The sequence below is a fragment of the Nostoc sp. NZL genome (assembly GCF_015714705.1).
GTDB lineage: Bacteria > Cyanobacteriota > Cyanobacteriia > Cyanobacteriales > Nostocaceae > Nostoc > Nostoc foliaceum_A.
Genome location: NZ_WBKL01000013.1, coordinates 74,578 through 97,128, shown reverse-complemented (window position 1 = coordinate 97,128; position 22,551 = coordinate 74,578). Strand labels below are relative to the sequence as shown.

The 22,551-nt window shown below is 41.3% G+C and carries 16 protein-coding genes, 1 tRNA gene and 4 pseudogenes; 13 read left to right on the top strand and 8 right to left on the bottom strand.

Annotated elements, in window-relative coordinates; genetic code table 11:
- Positions 1–242, top strand: a pseudogene (locus tag F8R90_RS01765) (NF041680 family putative transposase); the annotation flags it as partial.
- Positions 243–326: 84 nt separating this feature from the next.
- Here the strand turns inward: F8R90_RS01765 and F8R90_RS01760 are convergent.
- Positions 327–1,664, bottom strand: a pseudogene (locus tag F8R90_RS01760) (IS1634 family transposase); the annotation flags it as partial.
- 303 nt (positions 1,665–1,967) lie between these two features.
- On the opposite strand from F8R90_RS01760, the gene F8R90_RS01755 reads away from it, so the two are divergent.
- From F8R90_RS01755 to F8R90_RS01730, 6 genes and pseudogenes are all read left to right on the top strand, one after another.
- Complete coding sequence (locus tag F8R90_RS01755) at positions 1,968–2,123, top strand: hypothetical protein (RefSeq protein ID WP_196509039.1); 156 nt, start codon at positions 1,968–1,970, stop codon at positions 2,121–2,123.
- Positions 2,124–2,358: 235 nt separating this feature from the next.
- A pseudogene (locus tag F8R90_RS01750) lies at positions 2,359–2,880 on the top strand (Rpn family recombination-promoting nuclease/putative transposase); the annotation flags it as partial.
- Between the two features lie 392 nt (positions 2,881–3,272).
- Positions 3,273–4,958 (top strand): ABC-F family ATP-binding cassette domain-containing protein, encoded by a 1,686-nt coding sequence (locus tag F8R90_RS01745; RefSeq protein WP_196509023.1) that lies wholly within the window; start codon positions 3,273–3,275, stop codon positions 4,956–4,958.
- Between the two features lie 221 nt (positions 4,959–5,179).
- Entirely contained in the window at positions 5,180–6,778 is a 1,599-nt protein-coding gene (gene gpmI / locus F8R90_RS01740; protein WP_196509021.1) for a 2,3-bisphosphoglycerate-independent phosphoglycerate mutase, read from the top strand.
- A 135-nt stretch (positions 6,779–6,913) separates the two neighbouring features.
- Entirely contained in the window at positions 6,914–7,147 is a 234-nt protein-coding gene (gene secG, locus F8R90_RS01735) for a preprotein translocase subunit SecG (protein ID WP_094328436.1), read from the top strand.
- A gap of 10 nt (positions 7,148–7,157) precedes the next feature.
- Positions 7,158–7,961: a peptidase gene (locus F8R90_RS01730; RefSeq protein ID WP_196509019.1), complete on the top strand. Its 804-nt coding sequence runs from the start codon at positions 7,158–7,160 to the stop codon at positions 7,959–7,961.
- Between the two features lie 117 nt (positions 7,962–8,078).
- On the opposite strand, the pseudogene F8R90_RS01725 reads toward F8R90_RS01730, so the two are convergent.
- The 6 genes and pseudogenes from F8R90_RS01725 to F8R90_RS01700 all read right to left on the bottom strand — a co-directional run bounded on the left by F8R90_RS01725 (position 8,079) and on the right by F8R90_RS01700 (position 15,105).
- Positions 8,079–8,522, bottom strand: a pseudogene (locus F8R90_RS01725) (DUF29 domain-containing protein).
- Positions 8,523–8,891: 369 nt separating this feature from the next.
- A complete protein-coding gene (locus F8R90_RS01720; RefSeq protein ID WP_196509017.1) occupies positions 8,892–10,040 on the bottom strand; it encodes a glycosyltransferase family 4 protein in 1,149 nt (382 codons plus the stop codon).
- 351 nt (positions 10,041–10,391) lie between these two features.
- Positions 10,392–12,038 (bottom strand): MFS transporter, encoded by a 1,647-nt coding sequence (locus tag F8R90_RS01715; RefSeq protein ID WP_196509037.1) that lies wholly within the window; start codon positions 12,036–12,038, stop codon positions 10,392–10,394.
- Positions 12,025–12,954, bottom strand: coding sequence for a DNA repair protein RecO (gene recO / locus F8R90_RS01710; RefSeq protein WP_196509015.1), 930 nt, complete (start codon positions 12,952–12,954; stop codon positions 12,025–12,027). Before recO ends, F8R90_RS01715 begins: the two co-directional genes overlap by 14 nt.
- A 121-nt stretch (positions 12,955–13,075) precedes the next feature.
- On the bottom strand, positions 13,076–13,756 hold the full coding sequence (deoC, locus tag F8R90_RS01705) for a deoxyribose-phosphate aldolase (protein ID WP_196509013.1): 681 nt from the start codon (positions 13,754–13,756) through the stop codon (positions 13,076–13,078).
- Positions 13,757–13,926: 170 nt separating this feature from the next.
- On the bottom strand, positions 13,927–15,105 hold the full coding sequence (locus F8R90_RS01700) for a DNA cytosine methyltransferase (protein ID WP_196509011.1): 1,179 nt from the start codon (positions 15,103–15,105) through the stop codon (positions 13,927–13,929).
- A gap of 373 nt (positions 15,106–15,478) precedes the next feature.
- On the opposite strand from F8R90_RS01700, the gene F8R90_RS01695 reads away from it, so the two are divergent.
- The 6 genes from F8R90_RS01695 to F8R90_RS01670 all read left to right on the top strand — a co-directional run bounded on the left by F8R90_RS01695 (position 15,479) and on the right by F8R90_RS01670 (position 21,054).
- Positions 15,479–16,750, top strand: a complete 1,272-nt coding sequence (locus tag F8R90_RS01695; RefSeq protein WP_196509009.1) for a glycosyltransferase family 4 protein — start codon at positions 15,479–15,481, stop codon at positions 16,748–16,750.
- Positions 16,751–17,371: 621 nt separating this feature from the next.
- Entirely contained in the window at positions 17,372–17,830 is a 459-nt protein-coding gene (gene rsfS, locus F8R90_RS01690; protein ID WP_190891304.1) for a ribosome silencing factor, read from the top strand.
- Positions 17,827–18,327, top strand: a complete 501-nt coding sequence (locus tag F8R90_RS01685) for a CGLD27 family protein (protein WP_190891306.1) — start codon at positions 17,827–17,829, stop codon at positions 18,325–18,327. The genes rsfS and F8R90_RS01685 overlap by 4 nt, the downstream gene beginning before the upstream one ends.
- Positions 18,328–18,414: 87 nt before the next feature.
- The gene (locus F8R90_RS01680; RefSeq protein ID WP_190891308.1) at positions 18,415–19,368 is read left to right on the top strand and encodes an asparaginase; all 954 of its coding nucleotides are present in this window, start codon (positions 18,415–18,417) and stop codon (positions 19,366–19,368) included.
- 46 nt (positions 19,369–19,414) lie between these two features.
- Positions 19,415–19,491, top strand: a tRNA-Met gene (locus F8R90_RS01675).
- Between the two features lie 105 nt (positions 19,492–19,596).
- The gene (locus F8R90_RS01670) at positions 19,597–21,054 is read left to right on the top strand and encodes a YcjF family protein (protein ID WP_196509008.1); all 1,458 of its coding nucleotides are present in this window, start codon (positions 19,597–19,599) and stop codon (positions 21,052–21,054) included.
- A gap of 430 nt (positions 21,055–21,484) precedes the next feature.
- Here F8R90_RS01670 and F8R90_RS01665 read toward each other — a convergent pair whose 3' ends face one another.
- Positions 21,485–22,534, bottom strand: coding sequence for an anti-sigma factor antagonist (locus F8R90_RS01665; protein ID WP_196509006.1), 1,050 nt, complete (start codon positions 22,532–22,534; stop codon positions 21,485–21,487).
- Between the last annotated feature and the right edge of the window lie 17 nt (positions 22,535–22,551).

Here is a 22,551-nt window from a genome sequence, read left to right as displayed (position 1 = left end):
GTGATATCGTTGCTGACAATCCTCTACCTTGGCAGAAGCCTCTCGAAAAATTAACCCCTGGAAGAGTTGCTCAAGCTATGGGTGGAGTTTTTGCGGTGATTGGTACTCCAGCCCAACCACCCAAATCTCGCGGAAAGTCTCCAGGCTGGAAGACGGATCAACCACGTAAACGTAGAATTCGCTACCCCATAGTTAAAAAAACTACAACCAAGCCCCGCAAAGAGCAATCAGAATCTGCTTAGTAGTGTAGATTTTCATCTCTGAAGTCTGTTTCTTTTCAACTCAGCGTTGCTGAGTCTTTTCTTGTTGCCTAGTCTAAACTCCAGAAATAAAGGATTCTTGAGAAAACTAAATCCTCTTTCACATGATTGCTGCGCTTTATATTCAGACAGCATTTTCTCATTGCTCAGTTCTTTATCTGACAAAACATTTGTAGCAATTATAAACCTTCCTGCACATAAGATTTATTGGTCAATAACATCTTTATTTTCACTGACTGTTGCTGAAATTTGATAGTATTTTGATTGATTCTCTTCTTTGATATTGGGAGTTTTTTCGAGAGTTTCAATAGTTTCTACCAGATGATATTTAAATCCTTTACTTATTTTGGTTAATTCTTTTCTAGCGTCAGCAACACAGGCAAATTTTTCTTGTGCTAGTTTTTTTAACTTAGCTTGATTGTTTATCAAAGCTTTTTCTATTTTCTTTGATAATTCCTCTAAGTCAGATTTTTTTCTATCTTGACTTTGTACAACTAACCATTTTTGTTCTATATCTCCATAAGTTATTTTCTTTTGAGCGTATGAATATCCTGTCTTTTCACTTTTCACAAATTCCGATTCTGCTAAACTCCTGACTAAGCTTTTTGCTAATTTTATCGTCAATGGTACTCGTGTCAACCATTTGATACTCGACATTAACTTGATATTTGATTCTGTATATAATGCGCTATCTGCTACTATTAGACTATCAACTTGTATTCTTTTTTGATACTCGACTGCGATTTCTCCAAACCTTTTAGAATCAACTTCATTTCCTGAGACTGATTTGATATATATTGGTATATCTCCATCTCCTGAACATACTAGTTCTGTAATAAATTGTTTTAAGTCTGGACGATGATCACGGGAATAACCGTAGGTTAGTTTTATCGCTTGAGGTGATTTCGCTTCTTCATTTTCTTTTCCTAAATTATCTGATTGCTTTTGATTATTAAATATTACTTCTGGTAAACTATATTCATATTCTCCATCTACATGAAATGATGTTGAATCCAAGTGTGATGATGAAAGTGATATCTGATATCTTTGTACAGCATTTAAACTGATTGCTAAAAATACTGTATCTAGTCCTTTGATAAATAATTTATCTAGGATTCTCCCCAGCTTATCATCATTGAGGTATTCTGGCTTTACTCCTGTACCAATTAAGTGTTCACAAGCGATTAATTCAAAGAATTTTGGGAACATATATAAAGGCTGTGACATCATACTTAAGCCGTTTAAAATCATTGCCTTTACCACCTGACCCGCACTGACTTTTTCTCCTGGCTCTGAAGAGAGTAAATTATTAATTATTTCTACAATCCCAATTGAATCTACTATTCCTGCTACTATCCCTAAATGATCAATCTTCTTCAATTCCAGGTCTTTAGCACTAAACATGGCAACAGAAACTCCACAAAAGTATCTGTTGAAATTTTCTCCTGATTATGGTGATTCAAAATGTTTTTTTATCTTTTTATAGTCATTGAGGATAAAGCTTTCAATGATTTTGAACCAATTTTGACATCAAAATAACCTAAGAACTCAAATTTTGTACTTAGCCGTAAATATTCAACTGTATATCTAAGCTAATCATAATAATTCCTATTTAGCCCTAATAGATTCTAGTCAATTCTTTCAATCATTAGTTCTTATGTACTAAATGTATCCGTTTCTTTGGGGTGTGACAGTTGTAGGTGCGGAATGTGGGTTAAATTATCTCCCACTGAACTGAATAATATTTATGCTGGAGAAGCATTTGATGATAGTTTGTTAACGCCCTTATCACGTATATTAGGAATGGCAAAAGAGCAATTGCTGAAAGTGCGAGATGGTTCTGAAGAATCAAGTAACACATGAACAGCAAATCAAAATGTTCAAATGATATAAAGCTGTGAAAACAGACATCATCATTTTTTATTCGTAATTCGTAATTTGTAGTGAAGAGTCCATTAATTATAAATTATTAATCCATTGAGAGTACGGAGGAAATCAATTTATTGATAAAAAATAAATTTGATTCCTTCTTCAAGCTACTACATTTCTGTGTGGGCTAATAATTACGAATTACGAATTAACAATTACGAATTATTTTGACTGGGGTGCTATGGTTTTATACCCAAACAGGAATGTAGATACAGGCAATATCAAACATTATCGTGAGTTTTTCACAAGTGGGCGCGTCAGACGCATTTATTTGGATGAATTAGGTGAAGGTGCATCGCTTCCAATTGGCATTGCAACTGCTAAATTAGTAATTGCAAGTGACGATATAGCAATTGTCCAAGCAAGGGAGTTGATAGACAGAACTAAGTCAGAGATAAACTCACCACCAAAACAGCAAGAATTATTACAATTTATAGAGACTATTTTGGCTTACAAATTTCCCACAATAACTAGGGAGGAGATGGAGCAAATGTTTGGCTTAAGCGAGTTAAAGCAAACCAGATTTTATCAGGAAGCCTGTCAGGAAGGTGTTGAACAAGGTAAGGTTCAAGGCATTGAGCAAGGTAAACTCAAAGCAGTACCAGCAATGTTGGCAGCCGGGTTGACTGTAGAACAAGTAGCACAGGCGCTAGATTTGAGTGTCGAAGAAGTCAGACAAGCCGCGCAGTAAGATTCTTCTGATCAAGGAGTAGAGGAATTGGTGGACTACAACATAGGAACTTTGAGTTTCAAAGATACAAAAATTTATCAAGAAGCATTTGAATAAGGGCGTTTGGAAGGGGAGCGTAGAGCCAAATTAAAATTAATACCCACCTTATTAAAATTGGGGATGACAGTGGAACAAGTAGCTGAGGCATTTGATTTCAGTGTCGAAGAAGTTAGACAAGTGACATAAACCCAGCCTTGAGATAGATGTGGTAAATTTTATCCGTAGCTCAAGCCAAATTTGGTTTGCAGCTTCCAAACTTCCTCACGACGAATTTATAGTTAATTTTTGTTAATATTAGAGGCGGTGTTAGTACTTCGTCCTCAACCACACACTCCCTACCTGAGAGAAACTTAATGCTGCGACTAGAACATATAAGTAAAATTTATCCCACAGGCGAAGTTCTCAAAGATATCAACTGGGAAGTTAAACCAGGCGATCGCATTGGCTTAGTCGGTGTCAACGGTGCTGGAAAATCTACCCAACTCAAAATCATCTCTGGGGAAATTGAACCCACCGCAGGCGAAATTATCCGTCCTAATAGCTTACATATAGCCTACCTCAACCAAGAGTTTGAAGTAGACCCCACCCGCACCGTTAGAGAAGAATTTTGGACTGTCTTCAAAGAAGCCAACGAAGTACAGCTATCTCTGGCGCACATACCACAAGAGATGGAAACGGCTAGCCCAGAGGAACTGGATCGACTAATCGACAAGTTAGATCGCTTGCAGCGCAAATTTGAAGCCTTGGATGGCTACAACTTAGATGCACGCATCGGGAAAATTTTACCAGAGATGGGGTTTGGGCTAGAAGATGGCGATCGCCTCGTCAGTGCCTTCAGTGGTGGTTGGCAAATGCGGATGAGTTTGGGTAAAATCCTCCTGCAAAAACCCGACTTGTTGCTACTGGATGAACCGACTAACCACCTAGATTTAGAAACCATTGAGTGGTTAGAAAATTACCTCAGAGGCCTGATTACCCCTATGGTAATAGTCTCCCATGACCGGGAGTTCCTTGACCGCCTCTGCACCCAAATTGTGGAAACAGAACGTGGCGTTTCCAGTACCTACCTTGGTAACTACTCGGCATATTTGGAACAAAAAGCCGAAAGCCAATCAGCACAACTTAGTGCCTACGAACGCCAACAGAAAGAATTAGAGAAACAGCAAACCTTTGTTGATAGATTCCGCGCCAGTGCTACCCGCAGTACCCAAGCAAAAAGCCGGGAAAAGCAACTCGAAAAAATTGAGCGCATTGAAGCACCCATTGCAGGGGTAAGAACTCTCCACTTCCGTTTTCCCCCTGCACCCCGCAGTGGACGCGAAGTAGTGGACATTAAAGATTTAACTCATCTTTATGGTGATAAAATCTTGTTTTTGGCAGCAAATCTGCTAATTGAAAGAGGCGATCGCATTGCTTTTCTTGGCCCCAACGGTGCTGGGAAATCTACCCTTCTGCGCGTAATTATGGGGATGGAACCACCCACAGAAGGTATTGTTCAATTAGGCGATCATAACGTTATTCCCGGTTATTTTGAGCAAAATCAAGCTGAAGCCTTAGATTTGAAGAAAACTGTCATGGAAACTATCCATGATGAAGTTCCAGACTGGGATAATCAAGAAGTCCGCACGCTTTTAGGACGCTTCTTATTCACTGGTGATACTGTATTTAAGGCAGTTGGGGCATTAAGTGGAGGAGAAAAAGCTCGTCTGGCGTTGGCAAAAATGCTCTTACGTCCCGCGAACTTACTAATTTTAGATGAGCCGACAAACCACCTAGATATTCCAGCGAAGGAAATGCTGGAAGAAGCGCTCAAAAATTATGATGGGACGGCAATTGTAGTTTCACACGATCGCTACTTTATTTCTCAAGTAGCTAACAAAATTGTCGAAATTCGTGATGGTGAATTCCGGGTTTACTTAGGAGACTATCATTACTATCTCCAAAAAATTGCCGAAGAAAAAGAACAAGCAAAGTTAGCTGCGATCGCTGCTGAAAAAGCTGCTAAAAAAGCTGCAAAAGCTTCCACAAAAAGGAAATAACAGATTGAATACGGACTTAGTAGTAGTGCTAAAACGCTACTACTAAGTAATCATTTGTTATTAGCGATCAAGAACATTACAGAAAAACTGTTAAATTTTAAAAAATCATTCAAAAAACTGCAAGTCTTTCATAAAAGAAATTAATAAGCAAAAATTCACTTGCGGCGTGGTTTAGCAGTGGTATCATTCGGGTATTACAAAAAGTAAAGGGCAATTTTACTATGACCAAAGCACCTGTTGCTCCTGTGGTGCTAGTCATTTTAGACGGATGGGGCTACTGCGAGGAGAAGCGAGGAAACGCTATTGTTGCTGCTAAAACTCCCATTGTGGAAAGTTTATGGGCAGCTTACCCGCATACCCTCATCCGCACATCAGGAAAAGCCGTAGGGTTGCCAGAGGGTCAAATGGGCAACTCGGAAGTTGGTCATTTGAACATTGGTGCTGGGCGAGTGGTACCGCAAGAACTGGTACGCATCTCTGATGCGGTCGAAGACGGTTCTATTGCCTTAAACCCAGCACTCGTCAAAATTTGCCAGGAAGTTCGCTCTCGGAATGGCAAGCTGCATTTAGTAGGCCTTTGTTCTGAGGGAGGGGTACATTCGCATATTACCCATCTATTCGGACTACTTGACTTAGCCAAAGACCAGCGAATTCCAGAAGTTTGTATTCACGCCATCACCGATGGTCGTGACACCGCCCCAACTGACGGTGTAAGAGCAATCACACTGCTGCAAGATTATATAGACCGTATAGGCATTGGGCGCATAGTCACCCTCAGCGGTCGCTACTACGCGATGGATCGTGATCACCGATGGGATCGGGTCAAACGCGCCTACGACGTGATGACCCAAGATGGTACAGGTGATAATCGCACGGCTGTGGAAATCTTGCAAGCATCTTACGCCGAAGGGGTAAAAGATGAATTTATCAACCCAATCCGAATTGCACCCGGTGCAATAGAACCAGGGGATGGGGTGATATTTTTCAACTTCCGCCCCGATCGCTCTAGACAACTGACTCAAGCTTTGGTCAGTACAACTTTTAACGGTTTTGAAAGACAGCAAATCACACCCCTGTCTTTTGTCACCTTTACACAGTATGATTCAGACTTACCCGTGGCTGTAGCCTTTGAGCCTCAGAATCTCAGTAACATTCTGGGAGAAGTGATAGCCAATCATAGTCTGAATCAATTCCGCACCGCCGAAACAGAAAAATACGCCCACGTCACCTATTTCTTTAATGGGGGTCTGGAGGAACCTTTTGCTGGAGAAGATCGGGAATTAGTAAGCAGCCCAATGGTAGCTACTTACGATCACGCCCCAGCGATGTCAGCAGCAGCAGTTACAGATGTTGCGATCGCCGCGATTCAAAAGGGTATATATTCCCTAGTTGTGATTAACTATGCCAACCCAGACATGGTAGGGCATACTGGTCAAATCGAAGCTACCATTACAGCAATTGAAACAGTTGATCGCTGTTTGGGACGCCTATTAGAGAGCGTTATCAAAGCCGGTGGTACAACAATTATTACTGCCGATCACGGCAACGCTGAGTATATGCTAGATGAAGTGGGTAATCCCTGGACAGCTCATACCACGAACCCAGTCCCCTTCATCTTGGTGGAAGGAGAGAAAGTCAAAATCCCTGGATATGGTACAAATGTCGAACTGCGAAGCGATGGCAAGCTATCCGACATCGCCCCCACAATTCTAGAGATTTTACAGCTGCCTCAGCCACCAGAAATGACCGGGCGATCGCTGCTGAAAACAGCAGATTATGAGCTGCAACGCACTCGCACCCCAGTGCAAGTAGGACTGTAAAAGAGTTAGGAGTTAATAATTAAGAGTTAAGAGTTAATAATGAAGAGTGATGAATTAAAACTTTTCTAACTCCTAACTCCTAACTCCCAACCCTGACTCCTGTTTTTTAAAACTTGTTATAAATGAGATTCCACCATGACAGTTACTAATATCGTGCAAGGCATTTGGGCGTTTTCCGCCACTGGTTTGATTATCTTAGTTTTGCTCCATAGTCCCAAAGGTGATGGCATTGGAGCCATTGGCGGACAAGCCCAGCTATTTAGCAGCACCAAGAGTGCAGAAAACACCTTAAACCGAATTACTTGGGCATTGACAGTAATTTTTCTCGGTTTAACAGTAGTTTTAAGTGCTGGTTGGCTGCCTAAATAAGGATAGGTAAATGGGGAGAATAACCAAACACCCGATACTTAACACCCTAATAAATTTAATTTCACGACGGTTAATTACAGCTCTTGCCTTTTTTATTGGCACAGGGCTGTTAATTATTTTTACTAATCTTCAGTCGAGTGATGGGTTTACAAGAATACCAAAATCTGTATATTCAGACTTAATAATCTCTCTCCCTCCATCATCTCCACGAAAACCCCATCCCTTACCGCCCAAACTTGCACAGTGGCAAGATAGCATTAACAGCGGTGACTATTTTTCCCAAGTCACAACAAGCCAAGTAGGTTATTTAGTTTGGTCGCAATTTCCCATTCGAGTTTACGTAGAACCACCACAAGCCCTTAGCGAAAAACAAGCTCAAGCATGGATTAACGCTGTCTTACAGGGTGTACAAGAATGGAGTACTTATTTGCCTTTGAAAATAGTCGAACAGCCAAAAATTGCTGATATTACCATTGTGCGAAAAGCGCCACCTCTACAAATTTCCCCTAGTAGTAATATACCCCGTGCGCGATCAGCACAAACTACTTACGAGTTATACACCAGCAACAAAGTTTTATCCCACCGCTTCACCATCTTGTTAAGTCCCAGTCAAACAGGTGAGTATCTGATTTCAGCTACCCGGCATGAATTCGGTCATGCACTGGGAATTTGGGGTCATAGTCCGCTACAAACTGATGCCCTATACTTTTCCCAAGTTCGTAACCCGTCGCCTATTTCTCCCAGAGATATAAATACTTTAAAGCGGGTTTATGAACAGCCAACCAGTTTAGGATGGTCTTTAGTGGAGAATTAAAAGATTAATTGATCAATATGATTACTTTTACTTAAAAATCCTACGTTCGCGTTTTGCAGAAACTAGCTACAAGTTATACACATGAATATGTTTCGTGCAAAGAATCAAAATTTAATATTAAGGCAACCAATTTTTATCCAAAATTTGCTCTAAGGTATAAGGACATAATTCAGGTAAATTAGTTAGCTTTGTTTTAGTCTTAACATAATCTAAAGCATTGCTATAAATTACGCTGAAATTATCCTCTAAATATTTGCGTAAATTGGCACTTCAATCTTCATTTACTTGATTACGAAAACTAATAATTTCCGCAGCCCAATGGTTAGCATTTTTTGGCTTTTCTAAATCCCAATATTGATAAAGTAATAAATGTCTAATAATTTGTTCCAACAAACTTTTTACTCGCCTTTTTTCATTCTTAGCCAAATCTTCCAATTCTTCTATTAAGTTTTCATAGTCAATGTCTGCTAATTGTCGATTTTTGAGACATTTAATAGTCTCCTCTAACCATTGCAGGTAATTGGATTCATATAATGTTTTTATGTCGAGGATTGTATTCATTTGTTGATTGTGTAGCTTTAATTTACTGTTATTTATTATTTAATATTAACTAATATATTATATTAATTTTTGCCGAAAATGATTTACATTTTATGACTTTATGATGACACCTAGTCTAACAGGTGAGTATGTCCAAGCTACTGTCTGTCATGAACTAGATCAAGAATTGGAAATATAGGATGATAATCAATTACAAACTGATGCTTTATATAGGATTTTGAAATAAATACACTTAGGGGAGCAAGTGCCTTGCGGAGTTTCCCAACGCTCGATAGAATTCGCACAGCGTCTCGGTAGAGAAGCGTTAGCGATTGTGCATAGCGTTTAACTCGCTATTGCTGCGCTATTCATTGTAACAACTGGCATCCCCTACGCTCTGCGACTTAGCGGTAGAGGTCGCTGTGCTAAAACTTCTTTATAAAGTTCTTCGAGTAGAGTAATATTTTTACTTAGGGTATAGCGGTCTAATATACGCTGTCTGGCTTTTTGCCCTAGTAAGGTTGTTAACTCTGGATGGTCTTGCAAGACTGGCAAGAGGGTTCTTAATTGCGATCGCGCTGTTTTAGTACTAATAACTATACCTGCGCCCTTTTCCAATACTTCTCCATCTGCACCCACGTCTGTTGCTAAACAAGCTAGACCACATGACATACCTTCTAACAGAGATAGGGACAAACCCTCTACCAATGAAGGCAAAATAAATACATCTGCACCCCGCAAAATTTCGATGCGTCGGTCTTCATCAGCTACAAATCCCAACCAGACAATGCCGTATTCTGAACCATAAAATGGCTCTAAGGAAGACTTCAAAGGGCCATCCCCAACAATTAGCAACTTACTACCAGACCCCATTGCCGACTGCTTCCAAGCCCGGAGGAGGGCTTCGACATTTTTCTCGGGCGCTATGCGACCTTGATAGACAAACAAGCGTTCGGCTTTAAATTCTGATTTGACTTGAGAAAATCCTGGAGAATACTTGACAGTATCAACACCGTTGGGAATTACGGCAATATTTTCTTTCCTCACACCCATACCTGCCAATAATTCTCGCTGAATTTGGGAAAATACAATCACGCGATCGTAGTTAACTAAAAAAGGCGCGTAAAGCTGATAAGCCAAAAGTTGTGTTCCCGATATCAGCTTTGCCCCCTTGCCAGCAAACGGTGTGTGAAAAGTGGCAACTAGCGGCAACTTCAGTTCCTCACAGATTTCCGGTAGAAAAAAGTCTAGAGGAGATAGTGTCAATGAAGCATGGACTATATCTGGCTTGATTTTCCGCAGCGAATCGGTTAAGACTTTGGTCGCTTTAAAAGTGGGAATTGTGTAAACCTGCGACTTGTAAATGAAAGGTAGGGAAACCTCTCGTAGATTTGGCCAGTTATCAGGTTCAGATTCTTCTTGGGCAAAGTGAAGAAAGCTAACTTGATGTTCCTTGTCTAGTAAGGCATTTGTAATTTCTCTACTGTAGGTAACATTGCCACAAAAGGGTGATTTTTTTCCAATCCAGGCTATACGCATTCTTTATTTAGCTGTAAGAAAAGCGGGTTTGATCTATTACTTGTGTATCCTTCGTGATTTTTATTTTATCTAGCTATACTTGCTGGTTTTTTAGTAATTACAGATTTACAACATAATTTAGTTTAAAAAGCCTATTTTAAGCTATTAAACCAGTTGATTTATGGCTTTATTTATTCTACTTATAAGTTGTTAGTTTCTCATATTTAAACAACTTACTCTGACTAATGTCAGATTGATATCCCGCAAGTATGTGATAAATTTTCACTGACCACAGTTTACCATGAACAGAAAAGCTTTAAGTAAATATTAATTACTTAAAAGTAATGAATAATAGCTCGTGTTAGCTGATAACTACTTCTGTGAGTTATACCAAGTTAATATACCTCCTGAAAAGACGATCGCTGCTAATCCCAAGAAAACTGCCTGTAACCCCACAAAGGTTTCTGCTACACCTGCTAATGCCAAAGGTAAGGAGAGAGCAATATTAATTACATTGTTTTGTAAACCAAAGACTTTACCACGCATTTCTGGAGGTGTTTCTGTTTGGATGGCTGTTTGCATGGGAATACCCACTAGCGCCCCAAAGATACCTAATAGCGCCACCAGTAACAGAACTAGCCACAGTTGAGTTGTAAATATTGATAGACCAATCAGGGATGCTGCCATGCCCATACAACCACACAGACTTAGTTGGATATAGGAGAAGCGTTGACCAAATTGACCGAGAATTGTTGCTCCAGCAGCGATACCAACACCGCCGGCTGCTAGTAAAAAGCCGAACTGAGAGGCTTTCATGTTAGGAATGATTTCCGCCATGCGAACGGCTAGAACAGTTAATGCTGCAAAGACAGAAAACAAGATAATCAGCTGAAGCAAAGCATTGCGGACGCGATGATTTGCTTTGAGGTAGGCAAAACCATCCCGCAAGTCAGAGAATACGTGAGGGAATTCTGTACCGGGGTCGTGGTGTTTTTCCTTAGTTGCCAACAGGAACAAAATTAGTCCAGCGATCGCATAACTACCACCTACTAAAAATTCTTTGCCCAAACTACCACTACCACCAATTTGCAGCCAAAGTCCATCGGCGATCGCTAACAATGGTTCCCCGACAGCAAACCCAACAATCACCGATGCCATCATCGTTGTCGTATAAAGCGAATTTGCCGAGAGTAAATCCTGTTCTTCTACTATTAAGGGAATTGCCGCCTGTTCTGCCGGTGCAAAAAACTGCGTCAGCGTGGAAACTAAAAAAGTCACACCCAGGATGATCAAAAAACCCACTGGCAGGACTCCTATGGGTTTCCAGCCATGAGTCAACCACAGCAGGAAGGGAATTGACAAAACCAGGATGCCGCGCCACATATTCGTCGCCACCAGCACAGCCTTTTTCGACCAACGATCAACAAATACCCCAGCAACGGAACCAAATAATACGGCGGGAATCGTAAAAGCCATCATCAAAACTGACACCCAACCACTAATACTCTGATTACTAGCCTGAAACTGAGTATTAATCAAAGCAATCATCAGCACTAAATAAACTTTATCTGCTAGTTGGGAGAAAACTTGACCGCCCCAAAGAGCCAGGAAATTAGGGTTTTTTAATACAGGCAAAAATCCCTGTTGTTTGACATTTCCTGAACCAGCTTCTCCACCTGAACCAGATCCATCTAATTTTTGTGGTTCTTTTTCTGGAATAGTAGTTACTGGCAAACTCTGTCCGTTGCTATCTCCTTGGGCAGTGGTTAATTTGTCCTCAGATTGTGTTTCTGATTGACTTGGAACATCAGTTTTTGGGATCTGGGCTGTCCAACTTTGATCGTTTTTAGAAACATCTTTTGGGGACATTTCTTGGCCATTGATTTGACTAGGTGTACACTTGGAAACGGCGCTCAAGTGCAAGTGATTCCTGACTGTAGGTTCTGATACCCTATTCTGTTTTTTGGCGAGGCTTGGTGACAAAGGCAGGATTTTTTTATCCAAATCAGACGGTTGCATCATGGTTGGCAGCAAAATAAGAGTCGAGCAAGGTAGCAGAGCGAATAGGGCGACCTAATTGATACTGAGCATACTGGCGCAAAATCTGCTCAACAGATAACCAGTGATGATCTCTAGCACCATCAATTTGCATTATCTCTGGTTGTGACAGATGTTGAAGCAAAGCCAGTTCCATAGCACCCGGACGACTAGAAATCACAGGTATTTCTTGCCGATGCACAACAACTGTTTGGGAGCTAGGTTTTGGAGGTGATGGGATAACGGGACGATTAGGTGATGGAGAAAAAGATGAATTTCTTTGTATCCCCCTGTCCCTCTCTCCCTCTCTTCGTAAACGTTCCCAAGCTTCTAAGCAAACCGTTCCACCCGCAGGGATGCTAAATCCTACCTGCCAGTTGGGGTCTGTAAAGTCTGGCTTTAGCGAACGCCCTGATAGGCAGCAGATTTGCACTTGCGGCGTTACTCCTGCTAAGGCTAAAAGGTGAAACACTCCATGAGCCAGATGAGCCAAAACACCAGATGCATTTGCACTAGACAACGCCTCCAACCGATGGAGATGTTCATTGAACAACTCATAAAGTTCTTCTTGGGGTTGTTCGCTCAAACCTTGACACAGGACTATTTCTGCTAAATACTGACTGGCAGCCAATTTTCCCAAATCTTTAGCTAAACCAGGATAAGTTTTTAACGTCTGTGCTTGAGTAATTTTATCAAGCGATCGCCCTTTCGCAATCAATAGTTCATTCACAACGAACATACCACTCCTGCCGCCCAGGCTGGAGTTGTGCTTGCGTGCCCCTGGAGCCACTGCTCGAATCAGACCGAATTCTGGTGTTAAAATCGTCACTATTTTATCCGATTCTCCCAGCACCTGAGTTTTAAGATTAATTCCCGTTGCTTTGTAGGTTCTACTCATTAGTCATTAGTCATTAGTCATTGGTCATTGGTCATTAGTCATTGGTCATTAGGTTAGGACAAAGGACAAATGACCTAGACGTGCCAGCAGTTTCCCGCGGGGTAGAACGAGAAACAAATGACTATTCATCCTTTCCCAGGTTATCGCGCTGGCGGATCAAATCGATACCGCGAGATGTGCCTAATCTAGTAGCACCCGCTACGATTAAGTCTAGGGCTTGATTGATAGTGCGTATACCACCCGAAGCTTTAATTCCTACCCTTTCTTTTGCCAATTCCTGCAAAAGTCGTACATCTGCCACTGTTGCACCACCATTCCAACCTGTACTAGTTTTTAAGAATGCCGCTCCCGCCTCCATAGCTATTTCAGCAGCTATTTTTTTTTCCGCATCTGTCAATAGGTTAGTTTCTAAAATTACCTTGACAGTTTGCCCAGTCTCTTCACAAATTTCGGCAATTTCCCGATGGGCTTCTTCAGTTTTTCCAGCTTTCAACCAGCCCAAGTTCATTACCACATCCAACTCAGTGGCCCCATTATCCGCTGCTTCTTGAGCCTCATACAGTTTCACTGCTGAAGTCGTTGCACCAGTTGGAAAGCCAATCACCGTACAGACTTTCGGGTTCTTGCCGTGTAGGAGTTCGACTGCTTGTTTGACATAGGCGGGGTGCAAGCAAACCGCCGCAAAATTGAATCTGTATGCTTCTTCACACCACTGCTCAACCTGCTCTGGAGTAGCAGTTGGCGTTAAGAGGGAGTGATCGATAAATGGCGCAATATCAATATCGGGATAGTCTGCTGCCATCGTGTCTTCTGCCAGTGATTGATTATTAAACTTTATAAAAAATTAAAACATTTCTTATATATATATTAAACCATATTTATTACGAGTTTATCCTGAAAAGAAGCTGCTGACTTCTATGGGATGTCGGCTTTGTAGATGTCGCGGTATTACTGTAAGTGTTTAAGTTGACATTAGGCAGTAGTAAGCTTAGAAATATCAACACCATTTGTGAAGTCAGCGCCTAAGAAGTTAATAATATTTTTAGCTAACGCCTTCGATGCCAAATATGGGACACCATTACCAATAGTTTTAAACATATTCGTGAGCGACATATTCTCTGTAAGTACAAAATTTGCAGGTAAAGATTGTATCGCTAAAGCTTCTGCCACAGATATTCGGCGGATTTTATATGGATGCAAATGTACTTCATTATTTCCATAGCAAGCTGTTGGTGAGTAACGCCATCTGTGAAGACGCTTAAAAGACTTTTTAGAATCATCTCCTTCATCAATAGCAGCAAATCTTGTGATGCCTGCCCTTGGTTGAAAACAGTGTTCAGCATTGGGATGCTTCAGAACATTATTTTTTCTAAACCAGTATTCAACGGTGAGTTCTTGAGGGATGCCATCGGGACAAGGCATAATGGAATTTTCTTCAAATGGTTCGCACTTACGCCAAGGATAAGCAAAAACATTTTTTCGAGGATATAAAATATGATTATCCCAAGGAAAATGTCTCTCAGGTATTGACTTTTCAATACCGAATTTTATTCCTATATCCTTGATAAAATTATTTCGGAAACCAATGAGAATAATTCTTTCTCTATCCTGGGGTACACCATATTCGATAGCATTAATTAACTGCTCTGTTAATATATAGCCTGATTCCAGTAATTGTTGCTTAAGCGATTCAAAAAATAAACGGTGCTTTGTTGTTCTCCACAACCCCTTAACGTTCTCAAATAAAAAGAAATCTGGAAGATTGCGGCAAATTAATTCAACGTAAGAAGCGGAAAGTTTGCCATTATCTCCTAAACGTCCTCTATTTTTCCCGCCAATAGAAAAATCAGGACAGGGAGGCCCGCCAATGAAGCCGACAATATTATTAGATTTGCGGCAGTCTTGTACTAACTCCTGGAGATGTTGTGTTTGTAAACCTTCGAGAAGTTGGGTTATGTCTCCTGCTTCTCCTTCATGATATCCGTATTCTGGCAACGGTAGATTGAGAACCTGCCGTGAATAGCGGTATGCAGCCATGAATGGGGGGAAGATTTCATTGGCGTAAACAATCTTAAAACCGCTGGTTTCAAAACCTAAATCTAGGAAACCTGAGCCAGCAAAAAAGGAGAAAATACAAGGGCGATCGCTCATTGAATGACTAGTATTATAAAACAACCTTATTAATATCAGGTCTTAGTAAAATCGGTTGTGTCCTTCTTTCTAAGAACAATTCATACAAACTATCCCAATTTGGTCTCAGGGGCTGGTAAAACCTAATGTAGTTAGGGTTTATACTTACGTACCAATCAAAAATGAACAATTTGTATATTGCTGAAATAGTAAAAAAAATTCATCGTTGCTCTAAGTATTCAATATTAAAGTTTACTCAATCTTTAAGGAAATTCCCTGACATAAAAAGAGTCTGAAGCCACAATTAAATATAGGAGTTTCCAAACTCTAAACGATGCTTAAGACAAAGTATTGTTATTAAATAAAAAACCGGGGTACTTCGGACTAACTTTTTATGCGGATTTTAATTTATTCCTACAACTACTATCCAGAGCCAATTGGTATTGCCCCACTGATGACTGAATTAGCAGAGGGACTAGTGAAGCGTGGGCATCAAGTGCGCGTAGTCACCGCTATGCCCAACTACCCTGAGCGTCAAATTTACCAAGAATATCGGGGGAAGTGGTATCTCAACGAAGACAAAAACGGCGTTCAAATCCAACGCAGTTACGTTTGGATTCGTCCACAACCTAACCTATTAGATCGGGTGTTACTAGATGCTAGTTTTGTGGTCACTAGTTTTGTGCCCGCCCTCATCGGTTGGCGTCCAGATGTGATTCTCTCAACATCGCCATCTTTGCCAAGCTGTGTACCAGTTGCTCTTTTAGGATGGTTACGTGCTTGTCCTGTGATTTTAAATCTACAAGATATATTACCAGAAGCAGCCGTCCACGTCGGTCTACTGAAAAATAAATTGCTCATCCAGTTGTTTAGACTATTGGAAAAATTTGCCTACCATACTGCCAGTAAAATTAGCGTCATCGCCGATGGGTTTGTGGACAATTTGCGATCTAAGGGCGTAGAAGGTGACAAAATTGTGCAAATTCCTAACTGGGTTGATGTAAATTTTATCCGCCCTTTGCCTAAAGAAAATAACCCTTTCCGCACAGCACATAATTTGAATGGCAAATTTGTAGTACTTTATTCTGGCAACATTGCCCTAACCCAAGGCTTAGAAAGCGTTGTCAAAGCTGCTTCTGTGTTACGCCATATCCCAGATATTGTTTTTGTCATCGTTGGAGAGGCAAAAGGTTTAGAGCGATTGCAACAGGAATGTCTAGACTGCGGCGCAGATAATGTTTTGCTACTTCCGTTTCAACCCCGCAAATATTTGCCACAAATGTTAGCAGCCGCCGATGTTGGCTTGGTGGTGCAAAAGAAAAATGTTGTATCCTTCAATATGCCATCAAAAATCCAAGTGCTGCTTGCTAGTGGAGGGGCGTTAGTTGCCTCTGTCCCTGACAATGGGACAGCAGCAAGAGCTATCAGGCAAAGTGGCGGCGGAATTATCGTTCCTCCAGAAGATCCCCAAGCTTTAGCAATGGCAATTTTAGATTTATACCAAAACCCCGAAAAAGTAAAAACTCTGGGTTATAAAAGTCGCCAATATGCCGTTGAACACTATGCTTTTGAGCAAGCTTTAAATCAATATGAGTCCTTGTGTTACTCATTGACAGCAGATCGTGGAGTAATTCAGTCCACAAGAGTTACAAAACAAGAAGTTTAATCTACCGCAGTAGAGTGAGATTACATACCCGTGCCTTGAGTCTTCAGTACGATTATACTTAATGAAAGTAGCAATTATACCCTCAGTATTCAAACGTTAAATATTTGAGGGTAGTTAATTATACTTTAAAGATGCTCATAATAGACCAATACCCTTGGGGCAACTTGACTCAAAAATCCCTCCCACAGCATCACTTCATTCAATCTGTGGGAATAGCAATTTTTATCCATACTAAATGAGTGCTTTAGTATCTCGTCATACCAAGTACTAGACTTGTGCCAGTCACACTTTTGGTAGACCAGGCATGAATCTGCTGTGTTGTATTGTAGTTTTTAGTAGCAGACAGCCAAAAGCATAGATGTGGACTTACCTGCAAATTATTAGTACGGCATGGCGGAAATAACTATCCAGTTGAAAAAGGTTAAAAACCTTAATTGACATATTTTGTTTCCTTCTGCCTCATGCCTCCTTGCACTAGCTAATTATCAAACTAGCCCCATAGACACCTGTTTTTTTGTTAGTATTCAAAAAAACCTATTGACACATTTTCAGATCAATTGTTTGTGATTTGTAAGTAAATGTAAACAATTGTTTCAAAAGAAAGAAAGCACCTGAGGTTTAATGACTGATTATTTCCAAGGAAATTTCCCATTACAATCTGTTCCACTGACGAAGAGTGTGGTAAAGAGCCACGCCCATACCGAAGAGGAGAGCGGAAAATTAGCTGCAACGATCGCAGAAGCTGGATCAGACCGCAAAGCAGGTGAGATTATATTGCTCAAAGTAGCAGAGGTATCTTACCTAGCTGACTACTTTGTGATGATGACTGGCTATTCTAAGGTACAAGTAAGAGCGATCGCTCAAGCAATTGAAGGAAAAGTCGAAACTGAGTTGCAACGGCGTCCCATAAGGACAGAAGGAAAAGTTGAGGGAAGTTGGGTACTACAAGACTACGGTGATGTGATCGTTCACATCATGATGCCCAAGGAACGGGAGTTTTATAATTTAGAAGCGTTCTGGATTCATGCAGAGCGTATTTCCCTTCCAGAATCTGATGAGGGTGAGGGTAAGCCAACATGATTAGGTCTTCGGTTTCTAATTGCCCAGTTCCTACAGACCAACAACCGCTTAATGAGTACGAAGAGTTAAAAACTTCCTGGCTGTTTCGTGATAGCACTTTAGATTGGCGCGAGTATATCACGAAAATTGTTTGGATTTGGGGTTTATCTTGGCTGGTAGCAGGGCCTGTAGCTGCGGCAAGTTTTCCCCCTCACAAGTATATTGCACATTTTATCCTCTGTGGTGCAGCAGCAGCGAGTGTTGGGGTAGTGCTGGCACTGGTAAGGTTGTACTTAGGCTGGTTCTACGTGTGTGATCGCCTTTGCAGCCCTACAGTCTTTTATGAAGAGTCTGGCTGGTATGACGGTCAAACTTGGACAAAGCCACAGGAAATCCTTAACCGCGATCGCTTGATTGTTTCATACGAAATTAAACCTATTTTGCGGCGGTTACAATTTACCTTTGCTGGCTTGGCGGGAATGTACGTTATTGGTACTATAGTTTGGCATTTGTTTTAAAAAGTCATTGGTCATTAGTCATTAGTCCTTAGATAATGACTAATGACCAATGACTAATTAATTAAAAAAGGTGATAAATATAAACCCATGACAATGGGAAAACGAACTCAAGCCACAGCACTGGAAGTCCGGTTGCTGCGGGAAGGTATTATTGAATCCAGGCATATAGTCCAAGCTGTTGTCTGCGATGAACGAGGACGGGTTCTAACCGTTGCCGGAAATTCTGAAACTGCTGCATTTATCCGTTCAGCGCTTAAACCATTTCAGGCACTCGCAGTCACCACCACAGGTACACTGGAACGCTATCAACTCAGCGATCGCGACTTAGCAATTATCACAAGTTCCCATAAAGGAAGAATAGATCAAGTCCGACAGGTATTTAACATCCTTTGGCGGGCAGATCTTGACCCGACTATACTCCAGTGTCCAATTCCTGAAGGTAAGCGGAGTCCTCTGGAATACAATTGCTCTGGAAAACATGCAGGAATGTTAGCTGTGTGTCAGCAACGCCATTGGCCCTTGAATAATTACTTGGATCGCAAGCACCCAATACAGCAATTGATTTTGGGCAAAGTAGCAGAATTGCTGCGAATGCCTGCGGAAGAGTTTATCAGCGCTCATGATGACTGTGGCGCACCAACTTATCTGATGCAACTCGGTCATATGGCATCTTTGTATGCACTGTTAGCCTCTAGTACCAACTTGGATATGGAGCGCATTGTCCGTGCTATGACTCATCACCCCGCGATGGTAGCAGGAGATGGAGAATTTGATACAGAACTGATGCGCTTAACTCCAGGAGAACTAGTCAGCAAAGCCGGTGCCGAAGGAGTGCAGTGCATTGGTAGACTCGGTGAGGGCATGGGATTGGCAATCAAAGTCATGGATGGGGCAAAACGGGCAAAACATGCCGTTGCGATTCACTTACTCCAACAAATGGGTTGGATTAGTCCCAGCGCCGCAGAAAGCCTCTCAGAAAAGTTTGTGACCTTGGGAAAATACAAGCGTTTAGAAGTAATTGGAGAATTATCATTTTTGTAGTTGCCAAACTCTTGACTATAGGTTATGCTATAGAAGTCAAGAGCGACGCGGGATAGAGCAGCCTGGTAGCTCGTCGGGCTCATAACCCGAAGGTCAGTGGTTCAAATCCACTTCCCGCCACCAAATAAAAGACAAAACAAAAACCCTACAATCAGTGAAGATTGCAGGGTTTTTGATTTATTTTGATCTATTCTGGAAGAAATAGCCATCTAAAAGGCGCGGATAATCATGGTTGTGAAGTTGCAGCGACCAATTTTAGTGGGAGGATTGGGACTGTCCTTTTCTCTGTGGATGTTACAAAGCTGGCAAGATTCTATAGTGCAGGTGAGTGAGTTTGGTCTGTTGAGTGCCTTAGCTGTTGGTGGTGGTTTGTGGTTATTCCAAAAAAATCGCCCGAAAGACAGTTTAGAGCAGCTAGATGGTATGGTTGTGGATCGAGCGACTGTGGAAAGTGCGATCGCTAAAGCTGAAACTGTAATTAACCATCTGGCACAAGAAGCAGAAAACCATACAGCCCTAGAAACACTCAGAGAACAAGTTGCCCAGTTGTTACTGGAATTAGACAGGCAAGAAATTAAAGTTGCTGTAACTGGCGGGAAATCCGTGGGTAAAAGCACTTTAATTCAAGTGCTAAAGCAAAATTCAGAGACACAAAATTTTGTGTCTTTAGAAGAAACAGCACCTTTATTTAAAGAAACTGGGGACAATTCAGATGCAGCTGTTTTAGCAGAAGTGGCAAAATCTGATTTTGTTCTGTTCCTGACAAACGGTGATTTGACAGACTCAGAATTTCAAACCTTACAGCAGCTAAAAGCAGCCAATCAGCCCACAATTCTAGTTTTCAACAAACAAGATCAGTATTTAGCCGATGAAAGCGCTAGCATCTTGCTGTCATTGAAACAGCGGATGCAAGGAAATGTAGTTGCAACAGCCGCCTCTCCCATTCCGATCAAAGTCCGAAAGCATGAGGCTGATGGTTCTATACAAGAGTGGATGGAACAACCAGAAGCAGATATCCAGCAGTTGACGCAGCAGTTGGGTGAAGTTTTGGCACAGCAAGGACAACGGCTGGTTTGGGTAACTACCATGAGGAAAGCCGGGTTGTTGAAAGCTGAGGCGAAAAACTGGCTAAATGCAACCAGACGCGATCGCGCTACCCCAATTATTGAACAATATCAATGGATAGCTGCTGCTGCTGCCTTTGCTAACCCAGTCCCAGCCCTTGATATTCTGGCCACTGCGGCAATTAATGCTCAAATGGTAATGGATTTGGGTAATATCTATCAGCAGAAATTTTCCTTGGAACAGGCGCAAACCGTAGCTGGAACAATGGGAAGTTTGATGCTGAAACTAGGTTTAGTTGAACTTTCTACCAAGGCGATTAGTACTGTTCTGAAAAGTAATGCCGTTACCTTTGTTGCTGGCGGCGTAGTGCAGGGAGTAAGTGCAGCTTATCTGACCAGGGTAGCAGGGTTAAGTCTAGTTGAGTATTTCCAACAGCAGGAAATAGCAATAGATTCTGGGACTGGTTTGAATTTGGAGAATTTGCGGCAAACATTGCAAAAAGTATTTCAGCAAAATCAGCAGATTGGTTTTTTGCAGGGATTTGTTAAGCAAGGTACGAAACGTTTATTGCCAGAGGTGCAGCAGGTTGAATTAGTAAGTACCCAAAAGGCTGTCGGATAATCTCACGCAGAGGATGAACGACTCTTATATTTTGGATTTTGGAGTGAATTAACCTAAGTTTGACAGGTCATAAGTGCGCCCTAGTTAGTCGAATCAAAAGAACTCCAAAAGATTTTACTACGCAAAACCTGTCCCTCTCCGACGCGCGATAGGGACATACTTGAACTTTAATTCAAGGCAGGGAGAGGTTTGTCAAACTCACGTTGAATTATTCAAAATCCAAAATTTAAAGCTGTTTTAAGCCTTAGATTTTAATCATGGATAAAAAATAAATAAACATAGGGTGAATCTAAAATCCAAAACAAAATTGGCTGACACTTGCGTGGTGCTATAAAAACCTAAAATTTACCCAAGCCTAAAATAGGCTTGGGTGTATCTAACAATTATTGTGATTGGGAATTAGCAAAAAATTGTGAATAAGGGTAGTTAGCTAAACAGCACCACTGTTTCTATTAAACAGAATAGCTATAGTTTTGAAAATTAGCTTTAAATCGTACACCAAACTCCAATTTTTTTGATACTGCAAATCCAGACGAATTACATCTTCAAAACTACGGACTGTAGAACGTCCGTTTACTTGCCATTCACCAGTCATACCGGGTTTAACATCTAAACGTTGCCACTCTGGTACTTCGTAGCGTTCCACTTCATCGGGTGTAGGTGGTCGAGTGCCTACTAAACTCATCTCTCCTTTGAGGACATTCCAAAATTGCGGCAGTTCATCAAGACTAGTTCGCCGTAAAAAGCGCCCTACTTTGGTAATTCTGGGGTCATTATCATTCTTGAAAAAAGCGCCTTGTACTTGGTTTTTGACTTGGGATTTCTTCGCTTCCGCATCCACACACATGGAGCGGAATTTCCAAATCTCAAAACGCTTACCCATCCAACCACAGCGGGTTTGACTAAATAAAATAGGCCCAGGATCATTAATTTGAATAGCGATCGCAATAGGAAAAAATAAAACTCCTGTAATTAATAAACCAACCACTGATCCTATAATGTCTAATAGCCGTTTCATCCAAGATGCCACAGAAGGGTGAGTAGTAGGTAACTGCTCTACTTTACGGGAAGTTGTCTTACGGCTATCTACCAAGTCTTCTTGTTTTATTAGCGACCCATCGTCCACAAGCTCTAAGGGAAAAACCTCATCTAATCCCGTGAGTTTTAGGACTGCCATTACTTGAGGTGTTACATTCCGCAGTGTTAATGTAATCCCTTTAGACTGAGCGTATTTAAAATTACTTACCAGGGCACCTAAACCACTACTATCCATAAAAGTAGTTTGGTGAAAGTCAATGATGATTTGCTTAGGATGTGAATTGGGTTGGATTAAGCTTTGGCAGGTTTGCTTAAAGCTTAAAGCCTCCAGCACGCTCAACCGCGTAGGCACCTGCACTATAGCCGTGTCGTTTAGGGAATTAACTGGAAAATCGACCTCTGTCGGTTGGCTAGTCATGAAGCTCTGCACTTTCGTTGCCATGTATAATGTAATCTGCC

Coding starts and splice junctions, on each gene's coding strand:
- deoC (WP_196509013.1), bottom strand. CDS start 13,756: ATGGCAGCAGACTATCCCGATATTGATATTGCGCCATTTATCGATCAC.
- F8R90_RS01700 (WP_196509011.1), bottom strand. CDS start 15,105: ATGAGCGATCGCCCTTGTATTTTCTCCTTTTTTGCTGGCTCAGGTTTC.
- F8R90_RS01680 (WP_190891308.1), top strand. CDS start 18,415: ATGACAATGGGAAAACGAACTCAAGCCACAGCACTGGAAGTCCGGTTG.
- F8R90_RS01745 (WP_196509023.1), top strand. CDS start 3,273: ATGCTGCGACTAGAACATATAAGTAAAATTTATCCCACAGGCGAAGTT.
- F8R90_RS01665 (WP_196509006.1), bottom strand. CDS start 22,534: ATGGCAACGAAAGTGCAGAGCTTCATGACTAGCCAACCGACAGAGGTC.
- F8R90_RS01685 (WP_190891306.1), top strand. CDS start 17,827: ATGATTAGGTCTTCGGTTTCTAATTGCCCAGTTCCTACAGACCAACAA.
- rsfS (WP_190891304.1), top strand. CDS start 17,372: ATGACTGATTATTTCCAAGGAAATTTCCCATTACAATCTGTTCCACTG.
- F8R90_RS01720 (WP_196509017.1), bottom strand. CDS start 10,040: ATGCGTATAGCCTGGATTGGAAAAAAATCACCCTTTTGTGGCAATGTT.
- gpmI (WP_196509021.1), top strand. CDS start 5,180: ATGACCAAAGCACCTGTTGCTCCTGTGGTGCTAGTCATTTTAGACGGA.
- F8R90_RS01755 (WP_196509039.1), top strand. CDS start 1,968: ATGTGGGTTAAATTATCTCCCACTGAACTGAATAATATTTATGCTGGA.
- F8R90_RS01695 (WP_196509009.1), top strand. CDS start 15,479: ATGCGGATTTTAATTTATTCCTACAACTACTATCCAGAGCCAATTGGT.
- F8R90_RS01730 (WP_196509019.1), top strand. CDS start 7,158: ATGGGGAGAATAACCAAACACCCGATACTTAACACCCTAATAAATTTA.
- recO (WP_196509015.1), bottom strand. CDS start 12,954: ATGAGTAGAACCTACAAAGCAACGGGAATTAATCTTAAAACTCAGGTG.
- secG (WP_094328436.1), top strand. CDS start 6,914: ATGACAGTTACTAATATCGTGCAAGGCATTTGGGCGTTTTCCGCCACT.
- F8R90_RS01670 (WP_196509008.1), top strand. CDS start 19,597: ATGGTTGTGAAGTTGCAGCGACCAATTTTAGTGGGAGGATTGGGACTG.
- F8R90_RS01715 (WP_196509037.1), bottom strand. CDS start 12,038: ATGCAACCGTCTGATTTGGATAAAAAAATCCTGCCTTTGTCACCAAGC.